Origin of the sequence: Photobacterium sp. SKA34 (assembly GCF_000153325.1) — a bacterium.
In the GTDB taxonomy this organism is placed as follows: Bacteria; Pseudomonadota; Gammaproteobacteria; order Enterobacterales; family Vibrionaceae; genus Photobacterium.
The window spans coordinates 283,499-309,776 of record NZ_CH724144.1 but is presented as its reverse complement, the minus strand read 5'-3'; the positions used below and the strand labels follow the sequence as shown (position 1 = coordinate 309,776).

The 26,278-nt window shown below is 41.0% G+C and carries 23 protein-coding genes; 7 read left to right on the top strand and 16 right to left on the bottom strand.

Going from position 1 to position 26,278, the window contains the following annotated elements; translation table 11 throughout:
* Window positions 1-321 precede the first annotated feature (321 nt).
* Window positions 322-2,052 (top strand): arginine--tRNA ligase, encoded by a 1,731-nt coding sequence (argS, locus tag SKA34_RS17730; protein ID WP_006646896.1) that lies wholly within the window; start codon window positions 322-324, stop codon window positions 2,050-2,052.
* A 126-nt stretch (window positions 2,053-2,178) separates the two neighbouring features.
* On the opposite strand, the gene SKA34_RS17725 is transcribed toward argS, so the two are convergent.
* Window positions 2,179-2,784 carry a DUF924 family protein gene (locus SKA34_RS17725; RefSeq protein ID WP_006646895.1) on the bottom strand — a complete coding sequence of 202 codons (606 nt, stop codon included), beginning with the start codon at window positions 2,782-2,784 and terminating at the stop codon, window positions 2,179-2,181.
* 141 nt (window positions 2,785-2,925) lie between these two features.
* Between SKA34_RS17725 and SKA34_RS17720 the strand changes: the two genes are divergently transcribed.
* On the top strand, window positions 2,926-3,360 hold the full coding sequence (locus SKA34_RS17720; RefSeq protein WP_006646894.1) for an HIT domain-containing protein: 435 nt from the start codon (window positions 2,926-2,928) through the stop codon (window positions 3,358-3,360).
* Between the two features lie 40 nt (window positions 3,361-3,400).
* Here SKA34_RS17720 and SKA34_RS17715 read toward each other — a convergent pair whose 3' ends face one another.
* From SKA34_RS17715 to SKA34_RS17695, 5 genes are all read right to left on the bottom strand, one after another.
* Window positions 3,401-3,643 carry a FeoC-like transcriptional regulator gene (locus tag SKA34_RS17715; RefSeq protein ID WP_006646893.1) on the bottom strand — a complete coding sequence of 81 codons (243 nt, stop codon included), beginning with the start codon at window positions 3,641-3,643 and terminating at the stop codon, window positions 3,401-3,403.
* Entirely contained in the window at window positions 3,640-5,925 is a 2,286-nt protein-coding gene (gene feoB / locus SKA34_RS17710; protein WP_006646892.1) for a Fe(2+) transporter permease subunit FeoB, read from the bottom strand. Before feoB ends, SKA34_RS17715 begins: the two co-directional genes overlap by 4 nt.
* Window positions 5,925-6,152, bottom strand: coding sequence for a FeoA family protein (locus tag SKA34_RS17705; RefSeq protein ID WP_006646891.1), 228 nt, complete (start codon window positions 6,150-6,152; stop codon window positions 5,925-5,927). Before SKA34_RS17705 ends, feoB begins: the two co-directional genes overlap by 1 nt.
* Before the next feature lie 290 nt (window positions 6,153-6,442).
* On the bottom strand, window positions 6,443-7,804 hold the full coding sequence (gene mepM, locus SKA34_RS17700) for a murein DD-endopeptidase MepM (RefSeq protein WP_006646890.1): 1,362 nt from the start codon (window positions 7,802-7,804) through the stop codon (window positions 6,443-6,445).
* A gap of 3 nt (window positions 7,805-7,807) precedes the next feature.
* Window positions 7,808-8,872, bottom strand: a complete 1,065-nt coding sequence (locus tag SKA34_RS17695; RefSeq protein WP_006646889.1) for a zinc ABC transporter substrate-binding protein ZnuA — start codon at window positions 8,870-8,872, stop codon at window positions 7,808-7,810.
* A 169-nt stretch (window positions 8,873-9,041) separates the two neighbouring features.
* Between SKA34_RS17695 and znuC the strand changes: the two genes are divergently transcribed.
* The 3 genes from znuC (at window position 9,042) to SKA34_RS17680 (ending at window position 12,787) form a co-directional block, all read left to right on the top strand.
* The gene (gene znuC, locus SKA34_RS17690; RefSeq protein ID WP_006646888.1) at window positions 9,042-9,806 is read left to right on the top strand and encodes a zinc ABC transporter ATP-binding protein ZnuC; all 765 of its coding nucleotides are present in this window, start codon (window positions 9,042-9,044) and stop codon (window positions 9,804-9,806) included.
* Window positions 9,803-10,588 carry a zinc ABC transporter permease subunit ZnuB gene (znuB, locus tag SKA34_RS17685; protein WP_006646887.1) on the top strand — a complete coding sequence of 262 codons (786 nt, stop codon included), beginning with the start codon at window positions 9,803-9,805 and terminating at the stop codon, window positions 10,586-10,588. Before znuC ends, znuB begins: the two co-directional genes overlap by 4 nt.
* A gap of 141 nt (window positions 10,589-10,729) precedes the next feature.
* On the top strand, window positions 10,730-12,787 hold the full coding sequence (locus SKA34_RS17680; RefSeq protein WP_006646886.1) for a PhoX family phosphatase: 2,058 nt from the start codon (window positions 10,730-10,732) through the stop codon (window positions 12,785-12,787).
* 71 nt (window positions 12,788-12,858) lie between these two features.
* Here SKA34_RS17680 and sucD read toward each other — a convergent pair whose 3' ends face one another.
* The 8 genes from sucD to sdhC form a co-directional block, all read right to left on the bottom strand.
* Window positions 12,859-13,731, bottom strand: coding sequence for a succinate--CoA ligase subunit alpha (gene sucD, locus SKA34_RS17675; RefSeq protein WP_006646885.1), 873 nt, complete (start codon window positions 13,729-13,731; stop codon window positions 12,859-12,861).
* Window positions 13,731-14,897, bottom strand: coding sequence for an ADP-forming succinate--CoA ligase subunit beta (gene sucC, locus SKA34_RS17670; protein ID WP_006646884.1), 1,167 nt, complete (start codon window positions 14,895-14,897; stop codon window positions 13,731-13,733). The genes sucD and sucC overlap by 1 nt, the downstream gene beginning before the upstream one ends.
* 147 nt (window positions 14,898-15,044) lie before the next feature.
* A complete protein-coding gene (gene odhB / locus SKA34_RS17665) occupies window positions 15,045-16,250 on the bottom strand; it encodes a 2-oxoglutarate dehydrogenase complex dihydrolipoyllysine-residue succinyltransferase (protein WP_006646883.1) in 1,206 nt (401 codons plus the stop codon).
* Between the two features lie 27 nt (window positions 16,251-16,277).
* Window positions 16,278-19,109 (bottom strand): 2-oxoglutarate dehydrogenase E1 component, encoded by a 2,832-nt coding sequence (gene sucA / locus SKA34_RS17660; RefSeq protein WP_006646882.1) that lies wholly within the window; start codon window positions 19,107-19,109, stop codon window positions 16,278-16,280.
* A 117-nt stretch (window positions 19,110-19,226) separates the two neighbouring features.
* Entirely contained in the window at window positions 19,227-19,940 is a 714-nt protein-coding gene (locus SKA34_RS17655) for a succinate dehydrogenase iron-sulfur subunit (protein WP_006646881.1), read from the bottom strand.
* A 15-nt stretch (window positions 19,941-19,955) separates the two neighbouring features.
* A complete protein-coding gene (gene sdhA, locus SKA34_RS17650; RefSeq protein ID WP_006646880.1) occupies window positions 19,956-21,722 on the bottom strand; it encodes a succinate dehydrogenase flavoprotein subunit in 1,767 nt (588 codons plus the stop codon).
* Window positions 21,723-22,070 carry a succinate dehydrogenase, hydrophobic membrane anchor protein gene (gene sdhD, locus SKA34_RS17645; RefSeq protein ID WP_006646879.1) on the bottom strand — a complete coding sequence of 116 codons (348 nt, stop codon included), beginning with the start codon at window positions 22,068-22,070 and terminating at the stop codon, window positions 21,723-21,725.
* Window positions 22,064-22,465, bottom strand: coding sequence for a succinate dehydrogenase cytochrome b556 subunit (gene sdhC, locus SKA34_RS17640; protein ID WP_006646878.1), 402 nt, complete (start codon window positions 22,463-22,465; stop codon window positions 22,064-22,066). The genes sdhD and sdhC overlap by 7 nt, the downstream gene beginning before the upstream one ends.
* 390 nt (window positions 22,466-22,855) lie before the next feature.
* Here sdhC and SKA34_RS17635 point away from each other — a divergent pair, with 390 nt between their 5' ends.
* Complete coding sequence (locus SKA34_RS17635; RefSeq protein WP_006646877.1) at window positions 22,856-24,145, top strand: citrate synthase; 1,290 nt, start codon at window positions 22,856-22,858, stop codon at window positions 24,143-24,145.
* 84 nt (window positions 24,146-24,229) lie between these two features.
* On the opposite strand, the gene SKA34_RS17630 is transcribed toward SKA34_RS17635, so the two are convergent.
* Window positions 24,230-24,988 (bottom strand): Nif3-like dinuclear metal center hexameric protein, encoded by a 759-nt coding sequence (locus SKA34_RS17630; protein ID WP_006646876.1) that lies wholly within the window; start codon window positions 24,986-24,988, stop codon window positions 24,230-24,232.
* Between the two features lie 155 nt (window positions 24,989-25,143).
* Window positions 25,144-25,341, bottom strand: a complete 198-nt coding sequence (locus tag SKA34_RS17625; protein ID WP_006646875.1) for a DUF2517 family protein — start codon at window positions 25,339-25,341, stop codon at window positions 25,144-25,146.
* Between the two features lie 127 nt (window positions 25,342-25,468).
* On the opposite strand from SKA34_RS17625, the gene SKA34_RS17620 reads away from it, so the two are divergent.
* Complete coding sequence (locus SKA34_RS17620; RefSeq protein ID WP_006646874.1) at window positions 25,469-26,257, top strand: DUF1853 family protein; 789 nt, start codon at window positions 25,469-25,471, stop codon at window positions 26,255-26,257.
* The last annotated feature ends 21 nt before the right edge of the window (window positions 26,258-26,278 follow it).

Sequence of the window (26,278 nt, the reverse complement as noted above, 5' to 3'; positions counted from 1 at the left end):
CTTTTCAATACAATAGCGTGTTACACATTATTTACCCATAACAAAAAAAGTTTAAAAAAAAACGTAAACAATAGGTTTTTCCAGTTGCCAAAGTACCTCCATCTGTGGGTATTATTAGGACAATACCTACTGCGTATTCAAGACTTCGGTGCATATTTAGATATTCGCGACCCCGTCAAAAATACTCACGTTAAACACTTGATTTATTTATGTTGTCATTTTGTTTTATTTCGTGATTATTTTTGACGGTGATCTTGTGATGCGTAGACATTTTTGCCTTTTATTAATAATTGGCGTTACAAATGATTTAAGGATCAGCGTGTGAACATTCAAGCACTTATTAACGATAAAGTATCTCTGGCTTTAGAAGCCGCTGGCGCACCTGCAGGTAGCCCAGCCGCAGTTCGCCAATCAGCTAAAGCGCAGTTTGGTGATTACCAAGCGAACGGTGTTATGGGCGTAGCAAAGAAGCTAGGTACTAATCCACGCGAATTCGCACAAAAAGTTATCGACTGCTTAGAGCTAGATGGTATTGCTGAGAAAGTTGAAATTGCAGGCCCAGGCTTTATCAACATTTTTCTAAACAAAGCATGGTTAGCTGAGCGTGGCGAAGAAGCGCTAAAAGATGAGCGTCTAGCCGTTAATACTGAAACAGCACAAAACATTGTTGTTGACTACTCAGCACCAAACGTTGCAAAAGAAATGCACGTAGGCCACTTACGTTCAACTATCATCGGTGATGCCGTTGTACGAACACTTGAATTCTTAGGCCACAATGTTATCCGAGCTAACCACCTTGGTGACTGGGGTACACAGTTCGGTATGCTTATCGCTAACATGCAGCGTAAAGAGCAAGAAGGTACTGATGTTTCTATGAACATCAGCGATCTTGAAGGCTTCTACCGTGAATCTAAAGTGCTTTATGATGAAGACGAAGAATTCGGTAAAACAGCACGTAACTTTGTTGTTCGTCTACAAAGCGGTGATGAGTACTGCCTAGAAAAGTGGAAGCAACTTGTTGCCATCACCCTTAAGCAAAACCAACGCAACTACGATCGCCTAAGCGTGTCATTAACTGATGACAACGTAATGGGTGAGTCTATGTACAACGACATGCTATCTGGCGTTGTAGCAGATCTAAAAGAAAAAGGTCTGGCTGTAGAAAGCGATGGTGCAACAGTTGTTTACCTAGACGAGTACAAAAATAAAGACGGCGAGCCTATGGGTGTGATCATCCAGAAGCGTGATGGCGGTTACCTCTACACAACTACTGATATCGCTTGTGCTAAATACCGTTACGAGCAGCTTCATGCTGATCGCGTACTTTACTTCATCGATTCACGTCAGCACCAACACCTAATGATGGCTTGGGCAATCGTTCGCAAGGCAGGTTATGTGCCAGAAAGCGTATCTCTTGAGCACCACGCATTTGGTATGATGCTAGGTAAAGATGGTCGTCCATTTAAGACCCGTGCTGGCGGTACTGTTCGTCTTGCTGATCTTCTAGATGAAGCTGTTGAGCGTGCTAACAAACTAATCGAAGAAAAGAACCCAGAGCTAAGTGCTGAAGAAAAAGCAAACATTGCACAAACTGTTGCAATGGCTGCGGTTAAGTACTCTGATCTTTCTAAGCACCGTACGACAGACTACATCTTCGACTGGGACAACATGCTAGCATTTGAAGGAAACACAGCACCGTACATGCAATACGCATACACACGTGTAGCATCTATCTTCAAGCGTGCGAATGTTGAGCTTTCAGATCTTACTCACCCAATCGTTATCACTGACGAAAAAGAGCAAGCGCTGCTATCTAAACTTCTTCAATTTGAAGAAGCTGTACAATCTGTAGCACGTGAAGGTCAGCCACATTTAATGTGTACTTACCTATTCGAACTTGCAGGTATGTTCTCTAGCTTCTACGAAGCATGTCCAATTCTTAATGCTGAAGAAGGTGTTAAGCAAAGCCGCTTGAAGCTTGCATTGCTAACATCAAAAACTATCAAGCAAGGTCTAGATCTACTTGGTATCGAAACACTAGAGCGTATGTAATCTACATACATCTTTATATTAAAAAGCCTTCCAAATGGAAGGCTTTTTTATTTTCTATCTATCGCACCCTGAAATGTGTTTATAGATTAAGCTCTGTTAATAAAAAGATTCAATAGTTTGACCTCTTTATTGACCAAATCGTTGACCGCCTTGGTTCAACCACATTAATTCACCTTCCGTTGAAAGCCGTCCCAGCACCGCATTACGATATGGAAAGCGTCCAAATTGCTTAATCACGTCATAATGGCTTCTCGCATAATTATAAAAACCATCAAATAGCTCACGATTATTTAAAGAAGTCGATTCCCTTAAGTGTTGAAAGCGAAACACACTCTCTTCTTGATCTTCCAGATCTTCTGCGTGTTCTAACGGTAAATAGAAAAATACGCGTTCAATTGGCGATAAATCGACATCTTGATTTAATGCTAAACCACGTTTACACAATGCTAAGGCTAATAAGTCATAACGAAATGCCGCACTTAAGCCACGGTAGATGTTGCGGCTAAATTGATCGAGTAAAATAATCAGAGCCAAGCGACCTTGAGCCGTTTCACACCAATGATTTAACTCCCCTTTACCTGCCTTACTCACCCAAGATTGAAAGTGGGTTTTAATGTAAGCATCAATATCTTCACCACCAAGAAACCAAAGCACATGTTTATTTTCTTTGGTTACTTCACCCTCTAACTCGCCAAACCAATAATCGAGTATAAACTGATATTCGCTTGCCATAAGTTGCCTCACAATAATTAGAACTCTTAACCAAATGTTAGAGAATAGGTTAAGGATAATACCAATCGTTTTAAATTAGGCATACTATGATAAATAATGCTCTGGCTTGTGAGCCATAATGTACTGTGAAGGAATAATTACATGCGTTTCACTCTTCATCCTCGCCTACAATCTGATACCACTGTATTAGGTGATTTTCCGCTTTCTCGTGTTTTATTATCTAAAGAAGCACTTGGGCCATGGATTATCTTAGTCCCTCGTTTTGACGAGTTACGTGAGATCCACCACCTACCAGAACAAGACCAATTCCAACTAATGCGTGAATCAAGTGCAGTCGCCACATTATTAGAAAACGACTATCAAGCAGAAAAAATTAACGTTGGTGCATTAGGTAACCTTGTACCACAACTTCATTTACACCACATTGCACGCTTTAGTCATGATATAGCATGGCCTGGGCCAATTTGGGGAAATACGGATGGTACTCAACGCAGTGAAGCGCTTCAAGCAGCACTGGCTGATGAACTTCGCGAAGAATTAAGTCAGATTAAAGGTTTTACAGCTATCTCTAAATAGCATTAAAAAAGGCAGCTTAATTAAGCTGCCTTTTTACCTTCTATCGCATTACCGTTATCGATAATTCGTTAGCAGATAAACAACGGTACCAAATCTCTTTCGCAGGTTGACAACAGTCTGAACTTTCACAGCCAACCAATTCTTTTCCAACCGAACCTTTACGAATCCATACGTCAAGCATAGCTTCTACACCATCTTCAGACATGCCAAAATGATCAGAAAGTTGCTTACGACTCACACGTCCATGCTGTTCAATGTATTGTTTTAGCTGCTGTAAGATCATTCTACTAACAAGCCTTCAAGATTAGTTTGTTTTTTTCCTTCTCGTTTCAGTAACAAGAAGATACCGACGTTGATCAATATGAAGAAACCAATCCAAAATGCACTGGTTGTAGGATGATCGGTAAAGTGAGCGATTTGATAGAACCAAGTAGCAAACGAGTAAGCCATTAACATTGTCCATCCAGCAATAAACCACGCAAACTTCTGACCAAACTCACGAACGTATGCTCCCATCGCAGCAGCACATGGTGTGTATAGCAAGATGAAGATCAAGTAAGCCATTGCAGCAGCACCACTCACAAAGTTCGCCTGAATGTTACCAAATACAGACTCATCTACGCCCTGCTCTTCTGCCGCTGCTTGTTTATCACCTAAATCACCAACCTCAATACCTAACGGATCACTAAAGCTTAAATCTGCCAAGTTATCGCCAATTGATTGAACCGCTTCTTGTAAGCTTGCAACCAAATTGTACTCTTCACCGCTATCATCTGTAGCTGGTGCATATAAGCTATTTAGTGTTCCAACAACAGCTTCTTTAGCAAAGATACCCGTAATAATACCCACAGTAGCAGGCCAGTTATCAGCTTTAACACCAATAGGCTCCAATACTGGCGTCACAACCTGTGCTGTTTTGGAAAGCACTGAATTAGAGGAATCTTCATTACCAAAAGAACCATCTGTACCTAATGAATTAAAGAAGCTTAGAATAGCAACAACAACAACGATTGTTTTACCCGCACCAAATACAAAACGCTTAAGTTTCTGCCAAGTTTTTATTACAACATTACGAATCGTTGGAAATTCGTAATTAGGCATTTCCATAATAAAACTATCACTTGAACCAGGGTACACTGTTGCACGCAAGATGATTCCAGTAAGGACAGCGGCTGCAATACCTAACAAATACAATGCAAATACAACATTTTGACCATTTTCAGGGAAGAATGCCGCCGCAAATAAAGCATATACCGGTAAGCGTGCACCACATGACATAAACGGTGCCATTGCTGCAGCTAACTTACGTTCACGTTCTTGTTCAAGAGTACGTGTGGCCATAATCGCAGGTACGTTACAACCAAAGCCTAGTACAAGAGGAACGAACGCTTTACCAGGTAAACCTACCTTTTGCATAACTTTATCTAGAACGAAAGCAGCACGCGCCATATAGCCAGAGCTTTCTAGCATAGCAAGGAATAGGTACAAGCAAGCAATAACAGGAATGAAAGTCGCCACGGTTTGAATACCGCCACCAATACCGTCCGCAATCACCGTCACTAACCATACTGGTAAATGATCATCTAATAAATGATGACCACCATCAACCAATAGCGCACCAAAGCTGATATCAAAAAAGTCGATAAATGCACTACCGATATTTATAGCAAACATAAACATCGTGTACATTACTAAGAAAAAGAATGGGATACCAACAAAGCGGTTAAGTAATACACTATCAATTTTATTGCTAAAACTACTGCTTAGACGTCCTTCTTGACGGCGAACCTTTTGGCATAATTGATGTAAGAAAGTATAACGGACATCCGCAACTTGAATATCAGGATCAACTGTATTAATCAGGTTTGCACGCAAACCACACGCTGTGACTTTATCTTCATCAGACATCGTATTTATTACAAGAGTATCATTTTCTAATACACGAATACTCTGTGCGCGTGGTTCTAACTTGTCATTGTTTTTAAATAAAGACTCTAATTGGTTAACTGCTTGTTCAAAATCTTGACCGTAGTCAAGTTTAAACTCTTTAACTACAACTCCTTGCGTTAGCATCTTGTGCAACTTAGATTTGAATTCAGCGATACGCTCCATATTGTTAGCAGATAACGCCAATACCGGACAGCCTAGTGCTTTTTCTAGCGCTTTAATATCTAAAACCTGACGTTGGCGCTTAAGCACATCCATCTTATTAAGCACAACTACCATAGGTCGACCTAACTCACGAAGTTGCAGCGTCATGTAAAGACTACGCTCTAGGCTTGAAGCATCAACTACGTTAATAATTACGTCAGCAGGTGTTGTTAAAATAGCGCGAGAAGCAATAGCCTCATCAAGGCTATTTGCATCATTCGCACTATCAAGGTTATAGATACCAGGAAGATCAGTCAGAGCAAACTCATCACCATTATGTTGGTAACGACCGGTTTTTTTCTCAACCGTCACACCGGCCCAGTTACCCACTTGCTGTTTAGCTCCTGTTAAACCATTAAACAGTGTTGTTTTACCACTATTTGGGTTACCAACAGTAAGAATATTGTATTGCATTATACAGCCTCTACCTCGATATTTTCTGCGATTTGCTTACGTAAAGCAATATCAACACCACGAACACGCACTTGAAGAGGATCACCCAAAGGTGCCAAGCGAACAACGGTGATTTCAGTGCGAGGTAATAAACCCATGACCATTAATTTTTTTCGTGTTGCTGCGGGTAACGCAGACATATTTACAACGGTCCCACAATTTCCGCACGACATCTCTGACAGCTTCATAGTAAATCGCTACCTTAATAAGAATTATTAGCATTTCTGATTTGAATTTTACATATTGATACATTTTATGTCTTGTCATAAATCAAAAAAACATTTGTTTTCTTGCCATCACATCGCTCAAAACTGACGTTAAAATGTAAAAAAAATCATAAATACAAACAGTTAAATCTTTTCAGAGATGAACTGTCAATTCTTGGTTAATTTTAAAAAAGTTTTTGATTAGTTAAATTCAATTATAAAGAACATAAAAAAAGCGCACGATATGTGCGCTTTTTTTATGATTAAACAACTTAGCTAGATATTACATTTTTAAACTTATTCTTATAAAAGCTAACTTGTTTTATGAAGTTTTTACGTTCTTTACCATAGAGTGTATCGGCTTGTGGTAAGGATACTTTCATTGCGTCAACAGGACGACCATTTTTTATCAACTCAAAATGCAAGTGTGGGCCAGTTGAACGCCCAGTATTACCACTTTTAGCAATACGTTGCCCCATTTTCACTTTATCCCCCACCTTCACTTCACGTTTACTAAGATGTAGATAACGTGTCATATATTCTCGGCCATGCTTAACGACAATATAGTTACCTGCTAATGGGTGGTAACGTGATTTTACAACGACACCATCACCTGCTGCCAAAACCGATGTACCAATCGGAACCGCAAAATCGGTACCGTTATGGGGTGATCGACGTCCAGTAACTGGGTGTAGACGATTTGGGTTAAAAGGTGAACTGATACGGTAGCGTTTCGATGTGGGAATACGTCTAAATGCTCTATTTAAACTGTGTCCACTACTGTCATAGAACTGATCATCATCACCTCTAATAATAAAGGTTGAATCCTTACCATTCGCTGATTTGTAGTAAAAAGCGTTAACATCACCTTTACTCACCGCCTTACCATCAATAAATTCTCGATCAATACCTACAGCAAAGCGATCCCCTTTATGCGCATCACGTCCAAGGTTTAATTTCCATTGTAAGGCTTTGACTAATGTTTGGATCTGAGTCGGTGTTAGACCTGCAGCTCGAGCTGAATTATAAAAACTGCCATTTACACGACCGATGAGAGTAACGGGTTTCATCTCACCTTTTTTAACTATCTCTTTATAGATATAACCTTTTTTCGATAGTGTAAAAGCATCCGTTATTTTTTTACTGCGGATAATTTTAAGTTCTGTTAATTTACCATCATCATTGACTTCCCACTCAAGTGTTTGTCCAACGCGCAAATTCTGTACTGACTTATTTGCATCAATTAAGCGGTACATATCTGAAATAGGCAAACCATACTGTGAAAAGATAATCCCTAACGTTTCACCCGATGCCACTCGATGTTTATGCTCAACTTCAGCTTTAGCATCATCAAGTTGTTGCTCTATTTCATCTTTTGGCGCTTGGAATTCAGGATCATTTTGATCAAGAGATACACCTAAGGGCTCACTATCTTGTTCAGATAATAAATCCAATTTAGATGGCAATGTGATATCAACGCGCTTATTAACGCTTGAGGATGGGAAAGTTACTTGTGATTTTGATGGCTGCCACATTATGGCAGCCATCATAAGCACAGAGGTGGAAACTAACGCAATTTTGTGCTGACGCGGCAGCTCCTTAATAGAAGTTGCTGCCGCTTGATATAATTTCATTTTCTATTTTAAACACTTGGTAAAGCTCTGTCCGAGTTCCTTAATAAAACGGACGTATCCTCCCTTGCCCACTTGGACATTTGTCGCCATTGGATCAAGGGTTCCTATGTTTACCTCTGTGCCTTTAGTTACACTATCAACAACTGCCGGTGAAAACTGCGGCTCACTAAATACACAATAAGCTTGCTTATCTTTTAATGATTCACGAATTGCGATCAGAGTTTTAGCACCTGGCTTACGGTCAGGTTCAACAGTAAAGTGTCCTAAGTTATTCAGACCGAATTGGTGTTCGAAATAACCATAACCATCATGAAAAACAAAATAACCTTTATTTGAAATAGGTTTTAGTTCCGCATTAAGTTCACTTACAGCTTGATTAACTTCAGTGGTAAACGTTGAAAGATTATCGAGATAAACAGTTTTATGCAATGGATCATGTTTAATCAATGCTTCCGTGATCACATTTGCGGCTTCAATTGTCTGTTTTGGTCCCATCCAGAAATGCGGATTAAGTCCAGAGTGGTGATGATGATGACCTGCATGATCGTCATGACCTTCATGGTCATCGTGACCTTCATGGTCATCGTGACCTTCATGGTCATCGTGACCTGCATGGTCGTCATGACCTGCATGGTCATCGTGACCTGCATGGTCATCGTGACCTGCATGATCGCCATGACCTGCATGGTCATCGTGACCTTCATGATCGCCATGGTCATCACCAGCTTTAGCACCATAATTTAGAAAATTGATACCAGCTTGTTTTGTCAAAGCGAAACTATTTGGGTTTGTAGCCATAAGTTTAGTTAAAAATGTTTCTAATTGAGGCCCTACCCAAATAACAAGATCTGCATCATTCAATTTTTTTACATCTGATGGACGTAATGCATAATCGTGTGGAGAAGCTCCTGGTGGTAAGATTGCATCTGACGTTGCAGCACCTTGAACTAACTCACTTACAATAAGATTTAGTGGTTTAATTGTTGTAACAACTTTAAAGTCGTCTGCCATTGCAGAACCTGATAAAGCCAGAGCTGCTGCACAAAACAATGATGATATACGCTGCATTATTTTATTTATCCTAAAAATAAGTATTGCACTTTTATACTGCTAAATATTTATATGATATAACAGTATATTCCCTAACAAATATGATAATGTTATAATATAACACATCAGTAATGTTATATTATAACACTACCTTTTATTTCTAAAGCCTATTAAGACAACTTCTTTTATGTCAACCCTAATCGAACTACAATCAATCACTGTCTCATTTGGTGAACGTGATGTTTTGGATAATATTACGCTCAAGCTTGAACGCGGTGAAATTACCACCTTAATTGGTCCTAATGGTGCGGGTAAATCAACCTTAGTAAAAGTCATAACAGGACTGAGCAAAGCCACAAAAGGAAAAGTGGTTCGTAAAAAAGGGATTCGTATTGGCTATGTACCTCAAAAGCTACGCTTGAATAATACCCTGCCTCTTTCTGTCGATCGTTTTATGCGTCTTGCTGGGCGTTATAATCAAGAACAACGTATCGAAGCTTTAAACATGGTTAATGGTAATCACCTACTTAATAGCGATATGCATGGGTTATCTGGCGGTGAAATGCAACGTGTCTTACTTGCGCGCGCCTTATTGCAAAAGCCTGATTTACTAGTACTTGATGAGCCAGTACAAGGGGTTGATGTAAATGGCCAATTAGAACTTTATCGCCTGATCCAACAATTACGCAATTTACTCAACTGTGCCATCTTGATGGTTTCTCACGACTTACACCTTGTAATGGCCAAAACTGATAATGTGATTTGTCTGCAACATCACATCTGTTGCTCTGGTAGTCCACTGACTGTGACGAACCACCCTAAATACATTGCATTATTTGGTCAAACATCGACAGAGCAGCTTGCTGTCTATGAACATAAACATAACCACCAGCATGACGATTCAGGTAAAACTCATAAATGCTGTAATAACCATCAGGAATCAAAAGCATGATTGAGTTTCTTCTTCCCGCACTTATAGCGGGTATTGGTATTGCAATCCTAGCAGGCCCATTGGGCTCATTTGTTGTTTGGCGAAAAATGGCCTATTTTGGCGATACATTATCTCATGCCTCTCTACTCGGTATTGCTCTAGGTTTTCTCTTTAATATCAACTTAAATTTGGCATTGGTTATCTGCTGTTTAGTGCTTGCAGTTATACTTGTTACACTACAAAAACAACGTTATGTGGCTACCGATACTTTACTGGGTATCTTAGCCCATAGTGCTTTATCGCTAGGTCTGGTTGCAGTTAGCTTCCTCGACAATGTTCGTATCGATTTAATGTCATATCTATTTGGTGATTTACTGGCAGTGACTACTAATGACCTATTATGGATATATTGCGGTGGAGCCGTTGTTTTAGCTTTATTAATTTATCTATGGCGACCACTACTTTCGATGACTATTAGTGAAGAGATGGCTCAAGTAGAAGGCGTAAATGTCGATTTAATGCGCCTATTACTGATGTTAATGGTAGGTATGGTAATCGCTGTTGCTATGAAATTTGTTGGCGCATTGATCATTACATCATTACTTATCATTCCTGCTGCAACCGCAAGACGTTTTTCACACAGTCCAGAATCAATGGCTGTATTTGCATCAATTATTGGCGCGATAGCAGTAGTTCTTGGTCTTGCAATGTCATGGCATTACGACACACCAGCAGGCCCTTCTGTTGTTGTTTCTGCCGCTGCGATGTTTATACTTAGCCAGCTAAAACGAACAGCGCGTTAACCTTATCTTCATTAATTGGGTAGCTGATAATATTATTTAAATATAAATGTCACAATAATAGACAAATTTTGTCACTACCCATTCTTACTATCTTTCCTGTTCAACTTATCAAATAATTAATAAACACAGGAAAGTAAAGTAATGAGTAAGGAAACGTTCGATCCTACCCGCTATAACAACAGTAATAACAAAGCATTTGAAGATGTCCTTCAAGCTAACTTGCAACGCCGAAGTATCCTAAAGGGTGGCTTAGGTATGAGTGCAATGACAGCACTTGGCGCATTAGGTCTTGCTGGTTGTAACTCTTCAGGTTCAACTGAATCAACGGCTAAGGTAGCAGAACGCTCACAAGCAATTTTAAATTTTGATTCTATCCCTGGTTCATTAACTGACGCTGTTTCTATTCCTTCGGGTTACACAGCACAAGTATTAGTCCCTTGGGGGACACCTATAAATGCGACTGCGAAAGCATGGGAAAATGATGGTACAAATAACAGTACTGATCAGTTAAATGCATTAGGTATGCACCATGATGGCATGCACTTCTTTCCATTAAACGAACAATCTACTAGTGGATTACTTTGTATCAACCACGAGTACATTGATCAACAAGCGTTGCACTCAAACTGGGACAAAGGCGCCGAAAGAGCCAAAGAAGTACGCACTGACGTAGATGAAATCCGTAAAGAGATCAACGCTCATGGTATTTCAGTTGTTCGTATCCAACTTGAAAATAACCAATGGAAGTTAATCGACAACGATCCACTTAACCGTCGCTACACTGGCGCGACTGTAATGGATTTATCTGGCCCTCTCGCACATTCAGAATTAACCGTCACTCGCTTCTCACCAGATGGTAGTCAAGCACGTGGAACACTTAACAACTGTGGTAACGGTTATACAACGTGGGGGACTTACCTCACCTGTGAAGAAAACTGGCCGGGCTATTTTACTAACACTGGAACTCGCACCAAAGAGCAAGATCGTATTGGTATTTCAGGGACTGGCACGTATTTACAAGGTCGCTATAAGTGGGAAACGTTAGCAGGTCACAATGAAGAACGTCTTGATGAATTTGCTCGCTTTAATTTAGCACCAACGGGTACTTCATCACTTGACGATTACCGAAATGAAGCTAATGGTCATGGCTACATTGTTGAAATTGATCCATATACAAAAAACTCTCGAGCTAAAAAACGTACCGCGCTAGGGCGTTTCCGACACGAAGGCTGTACCTTTGGCAAGCTAGAAGAAGGAAAGCCTGTCGTCTTTTATTCTGGCCATGATTCACGCTTTGAGTACCTATACAAATTCGAGTCGGCAGCACTATGGGATCCAGCTGATGCATCAACTTCAAACCGCTTATTAACCGGTGATAAGTATATGGATGAAGGTACACTATATGTCGCTCGATTTAATGAAGACAGTACCGGAACTTGGCTTCCATTGACTCTTGATAGCCTTACCACTTCAGGTGATACACTGGCTTCACACTTTAACTCTTTGGCTGATATCATCGTTAATACGGCTGGTGCGGCAGATTTAGTTGGAGCAACACCGATGGATCGTCCTGAGTGGGCAGCAGTTGATCCATTTACTGGCTCTGTTTACCTCACCCTAACCAATAACACTAAACGTAAAGACACGACTAACCCTGCAAACCCTCGCCTAAATAATAAATTTGGTCATATCATTCGCTGGGATGAAAGTGAAAATCCAACGGAGTTTAACTGGGATATTTTTGTTTTTGGCTCGCCAAGTAATGGTGATGAAGAAACAAACCGTTCTGGTTTAACTGACCTAAATCAGTTTGCTAGCCCTGATGGTTTAGCATTCGACCAACGTGGTATTATGTGGATTCAAACCGATAATGGTGCAGATGAAGTGACAGAATATACCAATGATCAAATGCTTGCAGTAGTCCCATCTCAGTTAGTGAATGAAGATGATAATCAAACGGTTATTGCTAGCTCAAATCAGGCGGAGCTAAAACGTTTCTTTGTTGGTCCAAATGGTTGTGAAGTAACCGGCTTTACCATTAGCCCTGACTACAAATCTCTATTTGTTAATATTCAACATCCAGGCAATTGGCCATATAGTGATAATGCCACCGAAGCAGCACCTAGCGGCATAGAAGTTCGACCGCGTTCATCAACGGTAGTTATTCGCCGTGAAGATGGCGGTGAGATTGGTGTTTAACTTTCTGCATGACTAATCAATAAAAAAGCCCTGCAAATGCAGGGCTTTCATTTTCAACAGGTAGACAGAAACTACCAGTTAGTTACTTCACGTAGCGCTTTACCGATATCAGCTAAGCTTTTCACTGTCTTAACGCCAGCTTCTTCAAGTGCTGCAAATTTATCTTCAGCCGTACCTTTACCGCCAGAGATAATCGCACCTGCGTGACCCATGCGCTTACCAGGAGGTGCTGTAACACCTGCAATGTAAGAAACAACAGGTTTTGTCACGCTCTCTTTAATGTAAGATGCCGCTTCTTCTTCAGCAGTACCACCGATTTCACCAATCATTACAATCGCTTCTGTCGCTGGATCTTTTTCAAACATCTCAAGGATATCAATGAAATTTGAACCTGGGATTGGATCACCACCGATACCTACACACGTCGATTGACCAAAGCCTTCATCTGTTGTTTGCTTAACCGCTTCGTAAGTCAATGTACCTGAACGAGATACGATACCAACCTTACCTGCCTTATGGATATGACCCGGCATGATACCAATCTTACACTCATCAGGTGTAATAACACCCGGACAGTTAGGACCAATCATACGAACGCCAGCTTCATCAAGGCGAACTTTAACATCTAGCATATCCAGTGTTGGAATGCCTTCTGTAATCGTTACGATAAGCTCGATACCAGCATCAATTGCTTCTAAGATTGCATCTTTACAAAATGGTGCGGGTACATAGATAACTGTCGCTGTTGCACCAGTCACTTCAACCGCTTCACGTACAGTATTAAATACAGGTAGGCCTAGGTGTGTTGTTCCGCCTTTACCAGGAGAAACACCACCAACCATTTGTGTTCCGTAATCAATCGCTTGCTCTGAGTGGAATGTACCTTGACCGCCAGTAAAGCCCTGACAAATCACTTTCGTATCTTTATTAATTAAAACTGACATTATTTACCCTCCGCTGCAGCAACAACTTTTTCCGCCGCTTCTGTTAACGAAGTCGCAGCAATAATATTAAGACCACTATCTGCAAGTTTTGCTGCACCTACTTCTGCGTTGTTACCTTCAAGGCGAACAACAACTGGTACTTTAACGCCAACTTCTGCAATCGCGCCGATGATGCCATCAGCAATCAAATCACAACGTACAATACCACCGAAGATATTAACCAATACGGCTTTTACGTTGCTATCAGATAGGATAATTTTAAATGCTTCAGTAACACGCTCTTTCGTTGCACCGCCACCAACATCAAGGAAGTTAGCCGGCTGTCCACCATGCAGGTTAACGATATCCATCGTACCCATTGCAAGGCCTGCACCATTAACCATACAGCCAATGTTTCCGTCTAATGCAACGTAATTTAATTCCCACTGTGCAGCATGCGCTTCACGCTCATCTTCTTGCGATGGATCATGCATTTCACGTAGCTTAGGCTGGCGGTACATTGCGTTAGAATCGATATTAATCTTACCGTCTAAGCACAATAAGTTGTTATCGCCAGTAATAACAAGTGGGTTAATTTCAAGCAGTGCAAGATCATATTCAGCGAACATATTTGCTAAGCCCATAAAGATCTTAGTAAATTGTTTAATCTGATCGCCTTTAAGACCTAGTTTGAATGCAAGCTCACGTCCTTGGTATGGCTGAGGCCCAACCAATGGATCAATTGCTGCTTTATGAATAAGTTCAGGTGTCTCTTCTGCTACTTTTTCAATTTCCACACCACCTTCCGTTGATGCCATGAAAACGATACGGCGAGAGCCACGATCAACAACTGCACCTAAGTACAACTCATTGGCAATATTAGATGCTTCTTCAACTAATATTTTTGTTACTGGCTGACCATTAGCATCTGTTTGGTAAGTTACTAGATTTTTACCTAGCCAGTTTTGGGCGAACTGTTTGATACCATCTTTGGTTTCATGTAATTCCACACCGCCCGCTTTACCGCGACCACCAGCGTGAACCTGACATTTAACTACCCACTTACTGCCACCAATTTTACCTGCAGCTTCTGCCGCTTCTTGTGGCGTATCGCAAGCGTAACCTTCTGGTACTGGTAAACCATATTCAGCGAATAGCTGTTTTGCCTGATATTCGTGCAAATTCATAATGTTCTATCCGTTTTCTTATCCCTTTGGGACTTGTTATATCCATACGAGGTACTCTTTGGAACCTCTTCGTGATTATATTTGGTAATTTTACTAAATGTCAGTAACAGGCTGAATAATGAGCATTTATCCATCCTATTTTCCAAATTATACGTCTAGTAGTAGACGTGTTGGATCTTCAAGTAACTCTTTAATTGTTACTAAGTAACCTACTGATTCACGACCATCAACTAAACGGTGATCGTAAGATAGTGCAAGGTACATCATAGGCAAGATTTCAACTTGTCCATTCACCGCCATTGGGCGATCTTGGATTTTATGCATACCTAAAATCGCAGCTTGTGGTGGATTAATAATAGGCGTCGACATTAATGAACCAAACACACCGCCATTAGTGATAGTAAAGTTACCGCCCGTTAAATCTTCAACGGTTAACTTGCCGTCACGACCTTTAATTGCAAGTTCACGGATACCTTTCTCAATTTCAGCAAGGCTAAGCTTATCGCAATCACGTAGAACAGGCGTTACCAGACCACGAGGTGTTGATACTGCAATGCTTACATCAAAGAAGTTGTGATAAACAATATCATCACCATCAATAGATGCGTTGACTTCTGGATAACGCTTTAGTGCTTCAACCACAGCTTTTACGTAGAAAGACATAAAGCCAAGACGAATACCATGACGCTCTTCGAAGATATCTTTATATTGCTTACGAAGATCCATGATTGGTTTCATATTCACTTCGTTAAACGTTGTTAACATCGCCGTACTATTTTTAGCTTCAAGCAGGCGCTCAGCTACACGCTTACGTAAACGTGTCATAGGCACACGTTTTTCGCTGCGGTGCGCTATTGCTACATCAACAACAGGTGCTTTGGTCACAGCTGGCGCTGATTGATTCTTTAAGTATGCTTCTACATCTTCACGGGTAATGCGGCCACCAACACCAGAGCCTTTAACAGCACCAGCATCAATGCCATGCTCACTTAACAAACGACGAACAGCTGGGCTTAATGCTTCACTTGTTTCTTCTGTTAAAGAAGCGGTATTACGCTTATTCGGTGACGCTTCAGCTTCTGTTGGTACATCTTTTGTTGGTTCACCAGCAACTGCGCCAACTTTGATTTTACCAATCAACTGTTTAGTAAGAACAGTCGTACCTTCACCTTCAAAAATAGCTTCTAATACACCATCTTCAGGAGCTGGAACTTCAAGTACTACTTTATCTGTTTCAATATCAACCAGTACCTCATCACGAGATACCGCATCGCCAGGTTGTTTGTGCCAAGTGGCAACGGTTGCGTCAGCCACAGATTCCGGGAGGTCGGGAACCAGAATTTCGATTGTCATATCGGTTTTGTCCTTTTTGTTCCAGTTCTAATTATTATTTTGCTCTTGAGGAGCAATTGTTAAAGCGTCTTCTACAAGTGCTTTTTGTTGTTTCAAATGCACCGACATGTAACCTACCGCCGGTGAGGCTGATGCTGGACGTCCGGCATAACTTAAACGCGCACCGACTGGTAACGCAGAGTAGAAGTTATGTTGACTTGAATACCACGCGCCTTGGTTTTGCGGCTCTTCTTGACACCAAACAAAATCAGTTACGTGCTCATATTCAGCAATTGCAGCTTCAACGTCTTCTTTCGGGAATGGGTATAGTTGCTCGATACGAACAATCGCCACATCCTCTTGTTCATTCTTGCGGCGTTGCTCCAGTAAATCGTAATAAACTTTACCCGAACAGAAAACCACACGTTTCACTTTATTTGGTGCTAAATCATCAACTTCAGCAATCGCAGGTAAGAAAGTACCGTTAGCTAAATCATCTAACGTAGACGTACATAGCGGATGACGCAGCAATGATTTTGGCGACATTACAATTAATGGTCGACGCATTGGACGAACCACTTGACGACGGATCATGTGGTAAACCTGTGCAGGTGTTGATGGAACAACGACTTGCATATTTTGCTCTGCACACAATTGTAAGTAACGCTCTAAACGTGCCGATGAGTGCTCTGGACCTTGGCCCTCATAACCATGTGGTAGCAGCATGGTTAAACCACACATACGCCCCCATTTTTGCTCACCAGAACTGATGAATTGGTCAATCACAACTTGAGCACCATTGGCAAAGTCACCGAATTGCGCTTCCCATACCGTCAAACCACTAGGTTCTGCAGTTGCATAGCCGTATTCAAAGGCTAACACCGCTTCTTCAGATAACACTGAATCGATCACTTCAAATGGACCTTGTCCATTGTGAAGATTAGCTAACGGTACGTAAGTACTTGCATCTTCTTGATTATGCAGTACAGCATGACGATGGAAGAATGTACCACGACCTGAATCTTGGCCTGTAATACGAATGCGATTACCTTCGTCAACTAATGTGGCATAAGCCAATGTTTCAGCCATACCCCAATCAAACGCTTTTTCACCCGCAATCATAGCTACGCGATCGTTATATAGCTTTTGAACACGGCTCTGTAAAACATGGCTATCTGGATATTGGCAAAGACGAGCACCTAAGTCTTTTAAACGCTCAACAGGCACTTTGTTATTCCAATCAACAGTCCAGTCATGGCCTAAGTATGGTGACCAATCAACCGTATGAAGATGCATTGGACGCCATTCTTTTACCACACACTCGCCACGATCTAACGCATCACGATATTCATTGACTAAGCTTGTTGCCGTATCTAAACCAAATACGCCAGTATCGGTTAGATAATCTGCATAAATCTTACGTGGCGTAGGATGCTTTTTGATCTTCTGATACATAAGAGGCTGAGTTGCATTCGGTTCATCAGCTTCATTGTGACCATGGCGACGGTAACAAACCAAATCAATAACAACATCACGCTTAAATTCATTACGAAAATCAAATGCAAGTCTTGTTACAAAAGCAACAGCTTCAGGATCATCAGCATTAACGTGGAAAATAGGTGACTGCACCATCTTAGCGATATCAGTACAGTATTCTGTTGAACGTGTATCGCTTGGATTAGAGGTCGTAAAACCAACTTGGTTATTGACGACTATACGAATAGTACCGCCTACACCATAACCACGCGCTTGAGACATATTGAACGTCTCTGCAACAACACCCTGTCCAGCAATCGCTGAATCACCATGAAGTGTAATAGGTAATACTTTAGAACCCGTATCATCACCTAAGCGATCTTGACGAGCGCGTACAGAACCCACAACAACTGGGTTTACAATTTCAAGGTGAGATGGGTTAAAGGCAAGAGCAAGGTGAACATCGCCACCAGGTGTTGCAAAATCTGCAGAAAAGCCTTGGTGATATTTAACATCACCCGTACCCCAGCTTTCGCCGTGCTTACCTGCAAACTCATCAAATAAGTCTTGTGGTTTTTTACCTAGTACATTAACCAACATGTTTAGGCGACCACGGTGGGCCATACCTATAACAACTTCGCGTACACCTTGAGAACCAGCGTGACGGATCAGCTCTTTCATCATTGGAATAAGCGCATCACCACCTTCTAATGAGAATCGCTTAGCGCCAGGGAATTTAGCGCCTAAATAACGCTCAAGACCTTCAGCTGCGGTCAACTCATCAAGAAATGAAAGTTGCTCTTCTTGCGAGAAGGAACCATGCCCCATTACAGATTCAAGACGTTGTTGGATCCAACGCTTTTCCTCAGTATCCGTAATGTGCATGTATTCTGCACCAATAGAGCCACAGTATGTTTTCTTTAACGCAGCATAAATTTCAGAAAGCTTCATGGTCTCTTGACCAACCGCAAACGAGCCTACGTTAAATGTTTCATTAAAATCTTCATCAGTAAGATTATGGAATGCTGGATCAAGATCTGGAACTAAATCACGCTGCCATAATCCTAATGGATCAAGTTTTGCATTTTGATGCCCACGGAAGCGATATGCATTAATAAGCTGCAATACCTTTACTTGTTTCGCATCAACATCTGGATCGCTGACGGTAGCACTTAAAAAGTTGGTTTCTTTCGCTAAACGTCGGAAATAATCACGAACGCGTGAATGAGGTTGTTCTACAGCAGTCTCATTGACTACCGGTAATTCAACGAAAATATCACGCCATTGCTCGTCAACTAATTCTGGGTCGCTAAGATACAACTCGTAGAGATCTTCTACGTAAGTCGCATTGGCGCCAGCTAAATGTGAAGACTCAAGCCATGCCTTCATAACGCCGTTCTGCATTATTTTCCCTTAACCACTAGTTATCGCCGTTTACACCGATTGTTTAATCAGAGCGTTAAGGCCGGATCAATTACTCATTCATTGAATTAACGTCACCGGCATATCGATATTATATTTTTATACTGCGCGTTTTAGCAGCATTGATTTAATGTGACCAATCGCTTTTGTTGGATTTAATCCTTTAGGACAAACATTTACACAGTTCATTATGCCATGGCAACGGAAAACACTAAATGCATCATCGAGATTTGATAATCGTTCGTCTGTTGCAGTATCACGGCTATCAATTAACCATCGATATGCTGCCAATAAACCTGCTGGTCCAATAAATTTATCAGGATTCCACCAAAATGACGGGCATGATGTTGAGCAACATGCACACATAATACATTCGTACAAACCATCTAACTGCGCACGTTCTTCAGGCGCTTGGAGGTTTTCACGTGCCGGTGGTACTGCTCCATCATCAATTAAGAAAGGTTTTACTTTTGCATAATTGGTGTAGAACTGTTCCATGTCGATAATAAGATCACGAACAACTGGTAACCCCGGTAAAGGGCGGATAACAATCGTGCTCTTATCCATTAAAGCCGATAATGGTGTAATACACGCTAAACCATTTTTACCGTTCATGTTAATGCCATCAGATCCACATACACCTTCACGACAGGAACGACGGAAAGACAGAGTAGAATCTTGCTCTTTTAACAGAATAAGTGCATCAAGCACCATCATGTCTGAGCCTTCAGGCACTTCTAAGGTATACCCTTTCATATGTGGCGCATTATCCACATCAGGGTTATAGCGATATATTGAGAAGTTGAGTTTCATCTTATCTATCCTCCCTTAGTAAATACGTGCTTTCGGCGGGAAAGCTTCACGATGAACGGGCGACATATTTACATCACGCTTAGACATAGCTTCTGTCTCAGGATTGTAAATAGAGTGGCATAACCAATTAGCATCATCACGTTCAGGGAAGTCGAAACGAGCATGAGCACCGCGACTTTCAGTACGGTAGTTAGCCGCGACTGCCGTTGCCATTGCTGTTTCCATTAAATTTTCAAGCTCTAAGCATTCAATACGTTGTGTATTAAACTCAGAAGAAGTGTCATCTAAACGCGCATGCTTTAAACGTTCACGAATTTCTTTTAGCTCTGTAAGACCGGTTGCCATCGCATCACCTTCACGGAATACCGAGAAGTTATTTTGCATACAGCTTTGAAGATCTTTACGAATTTGAACAGGATCGTCACCTTTTTGCGTTGTGTTCCAACGGTTTACACGCGCTAAAGAGGCTTCTATATCTGAATCAGTAGCAGGACGGGCTTCTGTTTGTGCAGCCAACGTTTCACCTAAATGTAAACCCGTTGCACGACCAAAGACCACCAGATCAAGTAATGAGTTACCACCTAAACGGTTAGCACCATGTACAGATACAGATGCTATCTCACCACAAGCAAACAGACCTTGTACTTCTTGATCAACACCAGATGCTGTTTGTTTAAGAGCTTGGCCTGAAACCTGAGTCGGCACCCCACCCATCATGTAATGACAAGTTGGAATAACAGGGATCGGCTCTTTAACAGGATCGATATGGGCAAAGGTTCGCGATAGTTCACAAATACCCGGTAGGCGCGATTCAAGAACATCTTTTCCTAAATGATCAAGTTTCAATTTAATGTGAGGTCCCCATGGGCCATCGCAACCACGACCTTCACGAATCTCAACCATCATTGAGCGTGCAACTACATCACGACCAGCCAAATCTTTAGCATTCGGTGCATAACGTTCCATGAAGCGTTCGCCATCTTTATTTAAAAGATAACCACCTTCACCACGACAACCTTCCGTTACCAGTACACCCGCACCAGCAATACCTGTTGGGTGAAATTGCCACATTTCCATGTCTTGCATTGGAACGCCTGCACGAAGCGCCATACCAACACCATCACCGGTGTTAATATGAGCATTTGTTGTTGAAGCATAAATACGACCAGCGCCGCCTGTTGCGAGGATAGTAGCTTTAGATTTAAAGTAACAAATCTCACCAGTTTCCATACACAAAGCAGTACAGCCTAAAATTGCTCCATCTTGGTTTTTTACTAAATCTAACGCATACCACTCAGAAAAAATCGTCGTTTGATGCTTTATATTTTGCTGATAAAGAGTATGAAGTAACGCGTGACCAGTACGGTCAGCAGCAGCGGCCGTACGAGCAGCTTGCTCACCACCAAACTCTTTAGACTGACCACCGAATGGTCGCTGATAAATGGAACCATTATCAAATCGAGAAAAAGGTAAACCCATTTTCTCTAATTCTATTACTGATTTTGGACCATTTTGACACATGTATTCAATGGCGTTCTGATCACCAATGTAATCAGAGCCTTTTACCGTGTCATACATATGCCACTGCCAGTTATCTGGATGTGAATTACCCAGTGCAACAGTAATACCGCCCTGCGCAGATACAGTATGAGAGCGCGTAGGGAACACTTTTGATAACAAGGCACATTTTAATCCTTGCTCTGAAATTTGTAATGCGGCGCGCATCCCCGCACCACCAGCACCGATAACAACGGCATCAAACTCACGAACTGCAATGCTCACTTACACACCCCACACAATGAAAAAACCCGCAAATAGGTATACAAAAAGAACAGCTACAACGACAAACTGCAAACCCACTCTTAAAACGGCAGGTTTAATGTAGTCTGTTAACACTTGCCACAAACCAATCCAAGCATGAACAAGAATGGAAACCAAAGCCAACATAGTAAAAACTTTGGTACTGATTTGACTGAAGAATGCACTCCAAGTTTCAAACGTTAGCTCTGGGCCAAACGCAAAGAAACCAACCATATATACGGTGTAAAGCGTCAAAATGATCGCTGTTGCACGGATCAAAATAAAATCGTGTATACCATTACGACCGACGGAAGATACGTTAGTTACCATACTAAGCCCCCTGCAAATACTGCTAGTACAGCGACAATTGCAAAACTAATTTTGGTACTTGCAATGCCTGTGTCCATTTCTTCGAAATAACCTAAATCCATCAATAAATGGCGGATACCTAAAACAATGTGATAAAACAATGCGGTCAGTACTCCCCACAGAATAAATTTCACAAAAAAGCTATCAGTAACGCTGGCAGCAGATGTAAAACCTTCAGGAGAAGATAGAGATAGGTTTAGCAGCCATAGCAAGATGGCAAGGGATACGAATGTAATCACACCTGAAACGCGGTGTAGGATTGACGCTATCGCCGTAAGCGGAAAGCGAATCGTTTGTAGGTCGAGATTGACAGGTCTTGGCTTTTTTACTTTCACGGTTTGCCCACTCAGCTCCATTGAAGCAATTTATTTTTTTATTAAATTCTCTGAGATATACGTACAAGCCAACAAACAAGTGCAACAAAAATTCAATATTAGGTTATTATTATGTTGAGCAGACGTTGTAAGCGCCATCACCTAACTCTTAAAAATAAATGACACATGTTTGTAAAATCCTGGCGGGTAGTATAACCAGAGACCTAGCCTCACTATACGCCCCGTAACATTCAAAAACAATTCCAGTTACATGATGTCAAACACGATTCTCATAAATTCATAACTTTTGATTTAAAGTTATTAACAAGCGCACACAAAGAAGCACAATAATTGACAAAGGTTGCGCCTGACGGTACAACAAATGCACATCCGCATCGGATTAGGATTATAAAAATAGCAAAGGAGATTGTTATGGCAGATAAGAAAGCTACTCTTCATATTGAAGGGAAAGCACCTATCGAACTGCCGATTATCGGGGGCTCTGAGGGCCAAGATGTAATTGATGTGCGTAAACTTGGTGCAAACGGCTTTTTTACATTTGACCCAGGTTTTCTAGCAACAGCCTCGTGTGAATCTCAAATTACATACATTGATGGCGAAAAAGGAATCTTGCTTCATCGAGGTTTCCCGATTGATCAATTAGCCAATAACGCAGACTATTTAGAAGTTTGTTTTGTCTTGTTATACGGTGAGGTCCCTACCCGAGCTGAATACGAGCAGTTTAGAACAACAGTTACACGCCATACGATGGTGCATGAACAAATCGCAAGCTTTTTCCATGGCTTCCGTCGTGATGCACATCCAATGGCAATAATGTGTGGTGTTGTGGGTGCTTTATCTGCGTTTTATCATGACTCTCTTGATATTAACAACGATACACACCGCGAGATTACAGCATTTAGATTATTATCTAAAATGCCAACACTAGCGGCAATGTGTCATAAGTACACCCTCGGACAACCATTTATCTATCCTCGTAATGATCTTGATTACGCGGAAAATTTCCTTCACATGATGTTTGCAACACCTTGTGAAGAGTATGAAGTAAGCCCTGTCGTTGCTCGCGCTATGGATAAGATATTTACCCTACATGCTGATCACGAACAGAATGCTTCAACGTCAACAGTTCGTCTTGCGGGCTCTTCTGGTGCTAACCCATTTGCTTGTATTGCGGCAGGTATTGCATCTCTTTGGGGGCCAGCACATGGTGGTGCTAATGAAGCTTGTCTAAAGATGCTTGAAGAAATCGGTAGTGTAGAAAATATTCCTGAATTCATTGAGCGTGCAAAAGATAAAGACGACCCATTCCGTCTAATGGGCTTTGGTCACCGTGTTTACAAAAACTACGACCCTCGTGCAACCGTTATGCGTGAAGCTTGTCATGAAGTACTTGAAGAGTTGAAGGTTGAAGATCCATTACTAGACGTTGCAATGGAACTAGAGCGTATTGCGCTTTCTGATGAGTACTTTGTCAGTAAGAAATTATACCCTAATGTAGATTTCTACTCTGGTATTATTTTAAAAGCGATTGGTATTCCGGTATCAATGTTTACAGTGATCTTTGCGATGTCTCGCACCATTGGTTGGATTGCTCACTGGAACGAAATGCACAGTGACCCAACAAATCGTATTGGTCGACCTCGTCAACTTTATACTGGTGAGTCATATAGAGAATTTAAGCCTCTTCATGAGCGCGAATAAATTTTCTATCAAGTTATGATAAATAAAAAGGTTGAGTTTAAATACTCAACCTTTTTTATTTCACTTATCGAAAGGCTAGCTTGCCTATACTGGATTATCAATGTCGATAAAAATCACATCAAAATTATATTCTTGTGCTAACCATTCACCTAATGCTTTCACACCATAACGCTCTGTTGCATGATGGCCCGCAGCAAAATAATGAATACCTAATTCGCGCGCAATATGCGTAGTTCTTTCCGAGACTTCACCTGAAATAAAGGCATCACAACCTTGCTGTACTGCTAATTCAATATAATCTTGCCCGCCTCCAGTACACCAACCTACTTTTTTTATTAAATTAGATGAACTCGGTGCTATATGTAATGGTTCGCGTTGTAGCGCCATTGCAATTCTTGCTGCAAAATCTTCACCTGTGATCGCTTGATCTAACTCACCATAAATCGCAACAGAACGAGGGTTACCTATCTCTAAACCTCCAGTGATGTCTAAATCTAAACGTTGTGCTAGCTGTGCATTATTACCGACCTGCGCATGCACATCTAATGGCAAATGATAAGCATATAAATTAATTCCATTTTCAATCAGCGACTTAATACGGCGATATTTCATACCACGAATTTCAGCTGCCTCACCTTTCCAAAAAAAGCCATGGTGGACAACAAGAGCATCGGCTTTCTCTTCAATGGCTCGATCAATCAGAGCCTGACAAGCCGTTACACCGGTAACAATTTTTTTAACTTTGGGCTTACCTTCAACTTGCAACCCATTAGGACAATAATCTTTGATCAAGTGAGGAGAAAGAAACTCATTAAGTACAGTTTCTAAAGCAAAATTATTCATCTAATGTTGTCCTTAATCTTATAACTAAAATCTTTTTTAATACTACGATATTAGTTTACTAAAGCTATCTTTATATTAAGAGTTTTCTCTGCATTAACAGTAAATAAATGGTATAAAAAAAGCTGCCAATGGCAGCTTTTCATATTACATGGAAATTATTTTAAGCCTTGCTCAATTTTTTTAAGCCATATAGGCTGAGCGCTAGTTTGCACCCAATAGCGGTGTAAGAAACTACCCATACGCGTACGTTTATTGACAGGTAATAAAAGTAAAACAGGTAATGAAAGCAATCCTGCTAGTACAACAAAAACGCGACGAAAAGTAATATTGAACTTTGAATACTGAGTGTACATAACAGAATCTCTTTATGATCAAATCTGTCACCACTTTAATAGAGTTTATGAAATATTACTACAGATATTCGTGTGATTTTTCGTCAATATTGTGTTGCACGCCTTAATATAAGCGAGTTATGTAATAATGTTACAAGAAAAAATGGATAAACAATTATCGAAGGATTATCTCGCTGTACTCAATATGCCAAATTTGATCTCATCATACGACTATGTCTGTGACGACACTTGGTTTGAAGTATTTAATCGCCACGCACAACTTCCCCACATAGAGCCCTATGCTGGAAATCGACGCTTAGGCTTTTATTATCAATGGCTATGGCAGCAATTAATTATTTCTCACCCCCACTACGAACTGATGGAAGAAGAAGTCCAGCTTCATTGGCATAAAAAAACTGTTGGCTCTATTGATTTTCTGGTTAAAAACTTACTGACTGATGAAATTGAACATTGGGAAGTCGCTATCAAATTTTATCTCGCCTATAACAATAGCTGGCCAGGACCAAATGCTAAAGACAATCTAGATAAGAAAACAAACCGAATGATTGAACATCAACTCACACTGAGTGAGCATGATGCATTTAAAACTACATTTGATGAACAGCCAACCAAACGTCGACTAATCATGCAGGGGCGATTATTTCACGCTTGGCCTGAGCCGCAGCAAGGTTCATCGATTAATATCAACCCAAAGGCTAACACTGGATTATGGTGTTATCAGTCTGATGCTGCACATCTAGTTTTGAAAGCATTGACGAAAAAACACTGGATAGCACCACCAACCTTTGCGGAACTTGATGAGTATCTCGACCCAAACCAAATTACCGTACCAACGCAGGCTGTTGATAGAAAAAATAGAGTGTGGTTTATCGTTCCAAATCACTGGCCAAAGCATAATAGTGAATTGTTCGCTTAACCTGCATATAAAAAAACGCCC

Bases quoted from the DNA above. Each gene is read 5' to 3' on its own strand.
- sucA (WP_006646882.1), bottom strand. From the start codon at position 19,109: ATGCAGAACGGCGTTATGAAGGCATGGCTTGAGTCTTCACATTTAGCT.
- feoB (WP_006646892.1), bottom strand. From the start codon at position 5,925: ATGCAATACAATATTCTTACTGTTGGTAACCCAAATAGTGGTAAAACA.
- SKA34_RS17655 (WP_006646881.1), bottom strand. From the start codon at position 19,940: ATGAAACTCAACTTCTCAATATATCGCTATAACCCTGATGTGGATAAT.
- sucC (WP_006646884.1), bottom strand. From the start codon at position 14,897: ATGAATTTGCACGAATATCAGGCAAAACAGCTATTCGCTGAATATGGT.
- sdhC (WP_006646878.1), bottom strand. From the start codon at position 22,465: ATGGAGCTGAGTGGGCAAACCGTGAAAGTAAAAAAGCCAAGACCTGTC.
- SKA34_RS17635 (WP_006646877.1), top strand. From the start codon at position 22,856: ATGGCAGATAAGAAAGCTACTCTTCATATTGAAGGGAAAGCACCTATC.
- SKA34_RS17720 (WP_006646894.1), top strand. From the start codon at position 2,926: ATGCGTTTCACTCTTCATCCTCGCCTACAATCTGATACCACTGTATTA.
- SKA34_RS17680 (WP_006646886.1), top strand. From the start codon at position 10,730: ATGAGTAAGGAAACGTTCGATCCTACCCGCTATAACAACAGTAATAAC.
- mepM (WP_006646890.1), bottom strand. From the start codon at position 7,804: ATGAAATTATATCAAGCGGCAGCAACTTCTATTAAGGAGCTGCCGCGT.
- SKA34_RS17620 (WP_006646874.1), top strand. From the start codon at position 25,469: ATGTTACAAGAAAAAATGGATAAACAATTATCGAAGGATTATCTCGCT.
- SKA34_RS17625 (WP_006646875.1), bottom strand. From the start codon at position 25,341: ATGTACACTCAGTATTCAAAGTTCAATATTACTTTTCGTCGCGTTTTT.
- sdhD (WP_006646879.1), bottom strand. From the start codon at position 22,070: ATGGTAACTAACGTATCTTCCGTCGGTCGTAATGGTATACACGATTTT.
- znuC (WP_006646888.1), top strand. From the start codon at position 9,042: ATGTCAACCCTAATCGAACTACAATCAATCACTGTCTCATTTGGTGAA.
- SKA34_RS17715 (WP_006646893.1), bottom strand. From the start codon at position 3,643: ATGATCTTACAGCAGCTAAAACAATACATTGAACAGCATGGACGTGTG.
- odhB (WP_006646883.1), bottom strand. From the start codon at position 16,250: ATGACAATCGAAATTCTGGTTCCCGACCTCCCGGAATCTGTGGCTGAC.
- sucD (WP_006646885.1), bottom strand. From the start codon at position 13,731: ATGTCAGTTTTAATTAATAAAGATACGAAAGTGATTTGTCAGGGCTTT.
- SKA34_RS17630 (WP_006646876.1), bottom strand. From the start codon at position 24,988: ATGAATAATTTTGCTTTAGAAACTGTACTTAATGAGTTTCTTTCTCCT.
- SKA34_RS17705 (WP_006646891.1), bottom strand. From the start codon at position 6,152: ATGAAGCTGTCAGAGATGTCGTGCGGAAATTGTGGGACCGTTGTAAAT.
- SKA34_RS17695 (WP_006646889.1), bottom strand. From the start codon at position 8,872: ATGCAGCGTATATCATCATTGTTTTGTGCAGCAGCTCTGGCTTTATCA.
- znuB (WP_006646887.1), top strand. From the start codon at position 9,803: ATGATTGAGTTTCTTCTTCCCGCACTTATAGCGGGTATTGGTATTGCA.
- SKA34_RS17725 (WP_006646895.1), bottom strand. From the start codon at position 2,784: ATGGCAAGCGAATATCAGTTTATACTCGATTATTGGTTTGGCGAGTTA.